This is a genomic window from Duganella sp. Root198D2, assembly GCF_001428585.1.
GTDB lineage: Bacteria > Pseudomonadota > Gammaproteobacteria > Burkholderiales > Burkholderiaceae_D > Rugamonas.
The window spans coordinates 361,560-369,868 of sequence record NZ_LMIC01000034.1 but is presented as its reverse complement, the minus strand read 5'-3'; the positions used below and the strand labels follow the sequence as shown (position 1 = coordinate 369,868).

Annotated in this window: 2 protein-coding genes and 2 pseudogenes; all 4 read right to left on the bottom strand. The window is 62.3% G+C overall.

Annotated elements, in window-relative coordinates; genetic code table 11:
* A pseudogene (locus ASE26_RS32160) lies at positions 1-645 on the bottom strand (hypothetical protein); the annotation flags it as partial.
* A gap of 44 nt (positions 646-689) precedes the next feature.
* On the bottom strand, positions 690-1,211 hold the full coding sequence (locus ASE26_RS32155) for a hypothetical protein (RefSeq protein WP_373922431.1): 522 nt from the start codon (positions 1,209-1,211) through the stop codon (positions 690-692).
* 13 nt (positions 1,212-1,224) lie between these two features.
* Positions 1,225-1,488: pseudogene (locus ASE26_RS32150) on the bottom strand (hypothetical protein); the annotation flags it as partial.
* A gap of 1 nt (position 1,489) precedes the next feature.
* On the bottom strand, positions 1,490-8,278 hold a 6,789-nt coding region (locus ASE26_RS21710), incomplete at its 3' end, for a transglutaminase domain-containing protein (protein ID WP_229208196.1).
* Positions 8,279-8,309 lie beyond the last annotated feature (31 nt).

Sequence of the window (8,309 nt, the reverse complement as noted above, 5' to 3'; positions counted from 1 at the left end):
CTTGTCGTAGCCGTAGGTGTGCGTGCCGGCGGCGTCGCTGACCGTTTTCAGGCGGTTGGCGGCGTCGTACGTCGACGTCGCGGCATTGCCCAGCGGGTGCACGACGCGCGTGCGGTTGCCCGCGCCATCGTATTCGTAGGTCGTGGTCTGCCCCAGGGCGTTGSTGACCGAAGTCAGGCGGCGGCGGGCGTCATGCGTGTTGACGGTCTGGCGGCCTTCGGGGTCGATGACTTTCGCCACGTCGCCCACGCTGTCCAGTTCGAACCTGGTGATCGCAGCCAGCAGGCGGTTCTCGGACGTGCGCAGGTTGCGGCGGTCGTAGCTGTAGGACGTCGCATTGTTATTGGCGTCGGTTGCGACCAGCACGTTGCCGTTGCGGTCGTATTCCTGCTTCAACAGCACCTGCCCATCGCGGGTGCTGCTGGTCAGGCGGTCCACCTTGTCGTAGATATGGATGGTGACGATGCCGCGCTTGTCGGTTTCCTTGACCTTGTTGCCGTTCGCGTCGTACTCGAACTTCACCGTCTGGCCCAGCGCATCGGTSACCAGCACCGGACGGTTCAGCGCATCGTACTGCGTTGTCGTGCTGTGGCTGAGCGGATCGGTTTCCTTGGTCTTGTTGCCGACCTTGTCGTACTCGAAGATATGGGTGCCNCATGCCGTCGCGGGCCACAACAAACGACCTGCCATCATCGGGTGCTGCTGGTCAGGCGGTCCACCTTGTCGTAGATATGGATGGTGACGATGCCGCGCTTGTCGGTTTCCTTGACCTTGTTGCCGTTCGCGTCGTACTCGAACTTCACCGTCTGGCCCAGCGCATCGGTCACCAGCACCGGGCGGTTCAGCGCATCGTACTGCGTTGTCGTGCTGTGGCTGAGCGGATCGGTTTCCTTGGTCTTGTTGCCGACCTTGTCGTACTCGAAGATATGGGTGCCGCCTTTGGCATCCTTGCTCAGGGTTACGCGGTTCAGCCTGTCGTACTCGTAGCTGGTCTTGTTGCCGCGGCCGTCGGTCAGGCCGGTGCGGTTGCCCATCAGGTCGGCTTCGAACGTGAGCGTGCGGCCTTCCGGCTGGCGCGTCGCCGTGCGCTGGCCCAGCTCGTTGTAGTCGTGCGTGGTGGAGTTGCCGTTGGCGTCGGTTTCGGACAGCACGTTGCCGTCGCCATCGTAGTCCCACGCGCCGAACTTGCCGACCGAATCGTAGCTGGCGATACGGCGGTTCAGNTTGTAGTCGTGCGTGGTGGAGTTGCCGTTGGCGTCGGTTTCGGACAGCACGTTGCCGTCGCCATCGTAGTCCCACGCGCCGAACTTGCCGACCGAATCGTAGCTGGCGATACGGCGGTTCAGTTTGTCATAGGTGTGGCTGATCTCGTTGCCATTCGGATCGGTCTGGCCAACCAGGTTGCCCACGCCGTCGTAACGGTAGTCGGTTTGTTTGCCTTCSCCATCAATGGAGTTGATCTTGCGATCGGCCGCGTCGTATTCGAACNCGGATCGGTCTGGCCAACCAGGTTGCCCACGCCGTCGTAACGGTAGTCGGTTTGTTTGCCTTCCCCATCAATGGAGTTGATCTTGCGATCGGCCGCGTCGTATTCGAACTTGGTGACGTTCAGGTTCGGATCGAACGTCTTGACCAGGTTCCCCACCATGTCGTACTCATTGGCGGTGACCTGCTCCATTTCGTCAACGCTGGTGAGCAGGCGGTTCGCCGCATCGTAGACGAACTTGGAAATATGGCCGCGTGCGTTGGTTTCGCTGACGCGGTTGCCGTTCTTGTCGTAGCCATATTTCAGGGTGCCGATCGGGCGGGTTACCGTTTGCAGGCGGTTCATCACGTCGTACGCGTTGCCGGTCGTACGGCCTTCGGGATCGGTGGTGTACAGCAGGTTGCCGACGCCATCGCGGCCCATGACCCACTCGCCACCGGCTGCGTCCGTGGTACCCGTGCGGAAGCCCAGCGCATCATAGGTATGGCTTGTGGTGCGGCCCAGGCCGTCCTTCTCGCTCGTGACATGGCCTACGCCGTCGTAGCCGTAAGTCGTGGTGCGCTTCAGCGGTTCAGTGCGCGAGACCAGCCGGTTTGCATCGTCGTAGGTAAAGGTGGTCGTGTTGCCACGATAGTCGGTTTCCGAGATCTTGTTGCCGACAGGGTCGTACTCCATCGTTTTACTGCTGCCATCTGCGCGCGTTTCCTTCAGCGGATGGTCATGCGGGGAGTATTCCCAGCTCGTGGTGTTGCCCTCTTCATCCTTTTCGCTCAGCTTGTTGCCGACCGGGTCGTAGGTATACTTTCGCACGCCCTTTTTTGCATCGGTGCGGCTGGTAATGCGGTCCAGCGCGTCGACTTCAAATGCCGTGGTCTTGAGAAGGGCGTTAGTCCTGGCAACGACACGGCCGCGCTCATTCAGCGCCAACTTCGTTTCTGCGGTGGTCGGGTCGGTGAAGCCTTTCAGATTCCCCTTCGCGTCGTAACGGAAGGTCGTCATCCCGCCCATGGCGTCGGTCGTCGAAATCAGGTCGCCATTGCTGCTATAGCTATTGCTGGTCTTGCCGCCATCGGGGTGCTGGGTGGTCAGCAGGTTGCCCCTGTCATCGCGGCCAAACGTGGTCGTATGCTGGTTGCGATCGGTCTCTTCCAGCAGCTTGTCCTTGATGAACGGACGCTGGGTCTGGATCATGTAGCGGCGTTTGATGGACTTGCCGCCAACGGTCTCGGCCACCATATTGCCGGCGGTGTCGTATTCATAGACGGCTTCCACGCCGCGCGGGTCGGTCTTCGACAGCATGTGGACGTCGTTGGTGGCCCACGTCATGGTGGTGGTACCGGCGCCGTCGATGATCTTCAACGGCGAACCAAAGCTGTTCAGCTCGTACCTGGTTGCTGCGCCCTTCTGGTTGGTGATCGTGGTCTTGCTGAAGACGCCGATCTCGTAGTCGAATTGCACGGGGCCCGTCGGCGTAATCACCTTGCTGACCACGGTCTGCGGCACTGCGAACGGAGTACCGCTACTTGGCAGCGTCAGCGGCAGCTCATAATGCTTGTATTCATATTTCGTGGTGCGCCCGTTCGGGTCGGTGTAGCCGGTCAGCTGGTTCCGGTTGGTGATCCCCATCTCGTCGACGCTGTATGCAAACTCTTCGCTGCGTCCGTTGCCGGTGACTTTGACCAGGTTACCGAAGCCATCGTGTTTGAAGACCATGTCCAGGCCCGGACCAGTCACAGAGCTGATAACGGGGAGGATTTCGCTCCGGCCTGGAAGCGCCACTTTCGCATCGGCATAATTGAAACGCAGGATGCGGCCATCGGTGGCGGTGACCGTCTTCAGCAGCGGTGCCGGACGCGCCAGCATGTCGTAAGTCAAGGTCAGCGTGTTGCCATTGCTGTCCTTCACCCACATCAGCTTCCATTGGTTCGGTGCGTCAATGAAGGCGTAGTGGTACTGGGTGCCATCCTTGCTGAAGAAATCAAAATCGTTGCCATCGCGTACCAGAGTGGAATGGTAGCCTTTGGCCGGCACAAGGTTGCCCTTGACATCTGGGAAGAAGATCACGTTGCCGCTATCGCCGCCGCTTACCGTGACGTCGCCGCAACTATTGACTGTCACGCCGGAGTCCCAGTTGTGACCCCAGTTCATGCCCATCGGGCCCATGTGGCGCTGCACACCCGAGCTGTAAGTAGGCTGGAAACGCAGCGACGGGCCGCGGCCCGGTTCCGCCACGGGGTAAGGCTGGGCGGTCAGCGTGCCGTCGCGCACTTTGACGCCTTGCACCAGCACCTGGCCTACCTGCAGCGGGTTGGAGCGTTCGAATTTAGAGGTGAAGCCGCTTAGCGCGCTGTCCGTCACGCCTGGATCAATAGCGCTGACCGCGTTCAGCGTCATCAGGAAGTCGCCGGTGCCGATCTGGCCCGCATCCAGCCCGATGCTGAAGTCGCCGGCTTCGTACGATTTGTTGCTGAACAGCGTGCGCTTGGAACCGGCCGGATTGCCGCTTGGGTCGAGCGGCTGGATTTCCAGCGTGGCCACCACGGGAACGTTGAATCCGAACGAGCTCTGCCCTTGGATCTCGCAAGCACGCTTGTTGATTTCGTCAACTGTCAGGGTTGGCTTCGAAGCACGCAGGAAGGAAATCAGGCGCGGGCGCGTCGGCAAAGCGAAACGCTCGGAGCGCATCTCGACCTGCATGCCGCGGTTCAGCACCAGCTCGGCATGATAAATCTTGCCTGGCTCGAAATTCATCCCGCGCGGAATCAGCGCCTTGCCCTTGCCCTTGACCAGTGGTCCACGGATGGTGCCGGCCCAGGTATTGTTTTCATACAGGTCCACCTCGGACCACGTAGTCGCATAGCTGTCCGGTGCGGAGCCGAACTCAACGCTCAGTTGCTGCTGGCTGTGATTGTGGTTGTCGAGCCCAATCAAGCCATCGCTTTCATTCCTCGGCGTAACATTGCTGACCAGCGGCTGCACCGAAAAGACCGAGAGCACTGGGGAATCAACGGAAGCGTCGGTCTTTTCGAACTGGACCACGTTCTCCGAAATATATGGCACCTCAAGCGGGATCTTGCGCGCCTTGGCCCATACGCCGTGCTCGGCAGGCAAGGAGCCGGCCACAACCCTCGTCACGAAGGTGCCTGCGCCGGAGGATGAGACACCTGTGGTCGCGCCGCCATTGTCGGCTTCGAAAGTGACATTGCCACTGATTCGCTCGTGCTTAACGAACGGGAACACATACAGGTAAGCACCGTTTTCGTTGGTGCGCACCTCGTAAGGATAGGTGGCGCGTGTCAGCACGGCCGTGACCGGATTCTTGTATTCCTTGCCAGGCATGGCAGCGCTGATCTGGTGCCCGTCGCTATCCAGGAGCCCGCCGGAGATGCCCAGGGTAATCGATGGCGGGTTACGCGAGACTTCGCGAGGTCCGCACTTCTTGTTGCCCTGGTAAAGCATCGTCCTGCTTACGCTGCCGGCCTTGACCGTAACGAAGTTGTTACCTTCACGATCATTCGACAGGATGACGCCGATGCCTACGCCGCCATCGCTATCGCTGGTCAAATTGATGCTCGGCTTGCCGCACTCGCCCAGCAGGGGGGTGTCGGGGTCGCACTTGTCAGGTCCGTCGCCGGTGGTCGCATTGAACAGGGCACCCGGCTTGAAATGCGACTCGGCCTGCTCCGACTGGCACACAATCTGCGAGTCCATGCTGGCCGAGACGGAAATGCTCGGCAGCGGATTGACATACTGGTCCGCGGTCTTGAGCAAAGCGGTCTCGCCCCAGGTACCTGGATAGCTCGAACTCTTTTGCGGGCTGTAGAGAACCAGCTGGGACAGCTTGTCCGGCTGCGCAGTGGCATCAAATGGCGCGTCGATGACGACGCTGTCACGCTCGTTGGGCGCTACCGCGTCGACCAGGTGCTGCGATACGCGCGTTGCATATTTATCGCCCGGATTGATGTTGACGTACTGGGGATTCTCGCCGGTGCTCTTGCCCAGGGTAAGCTGGACCGAGGCGATGCCCGACTGATCAGTCACCACAATCGTCGATTGGCCGCCGCCCACCGTGCCGCCGCCTGCCGTCACATTGAAGGTGACCGGCACGCCCGCCACCGGAGCGCCATCGCCATCGACAGCAATCACGGACAGCGGGCGATCCAGCACCTGCCCCACCGTGCCCCACTGGCCGTCGCTGCCGCCAAGCTTGAGCAACTGGCGCACAGCGCCGATATCGGAGATGGCAGCATGGCCGTTCTGCGCCGCGAGGATCGCCGCCAGGAAATGCAGGGTCCAGGCTTGCGGAGCGTTTGCGGTTGCGCCACCGTGCAGGCTGCCCGAGAGGAAGTAACCGCTGGCGCCACTGGCCGGGTCGACCGCGCGCCAGCCGGCGCCAGTCCAGTCGGCCACCGTGACGGGCACAGCCGGGATATCGATGCGGTAGCCAAGGCGCGCCAGGTTGCGCACACTGTCCTTGACCGCAGGCGCATGACTGGTGGCCTCGAGCTTTGCCAGGCTGGCGTTATCGACGCGCAGCAGCGCCACATTGTCGGCCTTCGCTTGTGCCAGCAACTGGTCGGCCGAAACCGCGTCAACTGCGAACTGGTGCTTGAACAGGTCCGATTCCAGCGAGGAGCCATGCAAGCCGGACAGTTGCAGGAAGTCGCGCGCCGCGCTGCCGGCAGCGTCCACCGGATGCGACAGCGCATCCATGGTGACACCCTTCCACTCCATGGTGTAGGGAGTCTGGCCATGGTAGACCGTATCGAAGCGGTCGGTCAGGATCAGCAGCGATGGCGCGGCATGCAATGCGCGCACGCCGGCCAGCGCAGCAAACTGGTCTTCGCCCTGCAGCCACGAGCGCGCATAGGCCGAGCCCACGCCATCCATCAGGCGCATGGCATCGCTATCGGTATCGCCCGGTTCGGTGCCTTCCGGACGGGTGATGACATTGCCGGCCATGACCAGCACCTGGTTGCCACCGGTGCTCAGGGTCTGGCTGAGGCGCTGGCTGCCGAACGGGCCGGTGAATTCGACATCAAGCTGCAGTTCGCTGCCGGCCGACAGGCCTTCGCTGGCACGTGCCACGACATGGCCGCTCAGCGCCAGTTGCGGACGCAATTTGATCAGGTAAAGCGGTACCGCATCCATGCCCCCCATCAGCAGGCTGAGGCGGTGGTCTTCCAGCGAAGCCGGCTGATAGGTCAGCGAGACACGCTGGTTCACCGCCTGGTACAGCGGCAGGTCGGTCGCCATCACAGTACGGCCGCCGCTGGCCAGCTTGATGCGCGCCTTGACGACATATGCCGCGCCGAGCTGCGCTTCCTCCGAGGTGATGGCCACCACCGTGTACGGCAGCGAATTAGGCAACAGGCTCAGGTTCAAGGGGGCCAGCGTCTGCTGGCCCAGCACGGCGTTGTAGTCGGCCGCCTCACCGGTGCGCGCCTGCAGCAGTTCGGTGCCGCTGCGCTTGACGAACTCGGCGAACGATTCGCTTGCCGGCTTGCCCAGGTAGGCGTCCTGCAGCGCGGCAGCGCCGCCCAGGTCGGACAGTTTCAGCTGGCTTGCACTCCAGCTGCTGGTTTTGTACGAAGGGTCGAGCGGAATCCAGGTCTTGCCCGAGGCATCGACTACCGCACCCCGGTAATTGGTGTACGGTACCCGCGCTTCGACCCAGGTATGCTCGACGTTCACCGCGGCCAGCCTGCCGCCGCGTGCCACGCTGCTGAATGCCACACCGGCCTTGGTCAGCGCGGCCGGCACCAGCGCCGGGTCTTGCAGGCCCATGTCCTGCGCCACTTTTTCCAGCGGCAGTTCAATCACGCCGTGCACATAGCGTGTCGGCAGTGCTGCCGCACGTAGCAGCGCCACCAGCAACGCAGCCTGGTCGACATCGTTGCCGCTTCCGCTGCGCAGCGTACCGGCGGCGCCTTGCACCGCCCCCGCGTACCAGGTAGTACGGGTGTTGTTACGGACATATTCGTAAATCTGGACGTAGTCGTTGCCCAGCTCTTTGGCCTTGGCGACAATCTCGGGGGTCAGCTCGCCTTCCGGCGCGGCGGCGACATCTTCCGGCGCGCTCGGGGCGTCGGCCAGCGTTGCATATGCCGGGCTGATCGCCGGCACCAGTGCTGGTGCTCGGGTCGCCAGGCTAAGTCCACCGACTGGCAGGTTGAGGGCATGCAGCACCGGCTCAGGCGCCTTCTTCGGCGCTTCGGATTGCAGCAGCGCGAGTGCTTCGGCAATCGACTTGCCGGAATCTTTTGCAGCTTCTTTAGGAGCGTTTTTGGCTGCGGCCTTTGCAGCAGGCTGCGGCGCAGTGCCGAGCAGCGGGTCGAGCAGCTTGACGACCTGGTCGCGGCGCGCCTTCATGCCTTCCGCCACATCGCGCTGTGCTGCCACATAGGACGAGCCGTCCGCGCTGCCAGCCAGCTTTCCTTCAATCGAACGATGGCGCGCCTGCATCAGCAAAACGGCCGCCTGCCATTCGCGGTACGCCGCGCCAGCGGCGTCGGCATTGCCTTTGCCTTTCCAGGCTTTCAGGGCGTCGGCCAGGTTGGCTTCGGCCGCTTGCAGCTGGCGCAGCGTGGCGGCCTGGTCCAGGCGCGGACTGCCCAGGGACGGTTTGTTTTGCAGGTACTGGCCAATCAGCGGCGAGGCATCCGCGCCGGCGGCGATCCGGTCGACAATCTTGCGTTCGGCCGCCTTTTGGTCCTGCGCCGAAGCGCCCGCGACGGTGAAGATTGCCAGCACGGCGGCCACGGTGGCGCGCCAATTCAACCTGCATTTCATACTTTGCATTCCAGTCTGGTGTTACTTATGT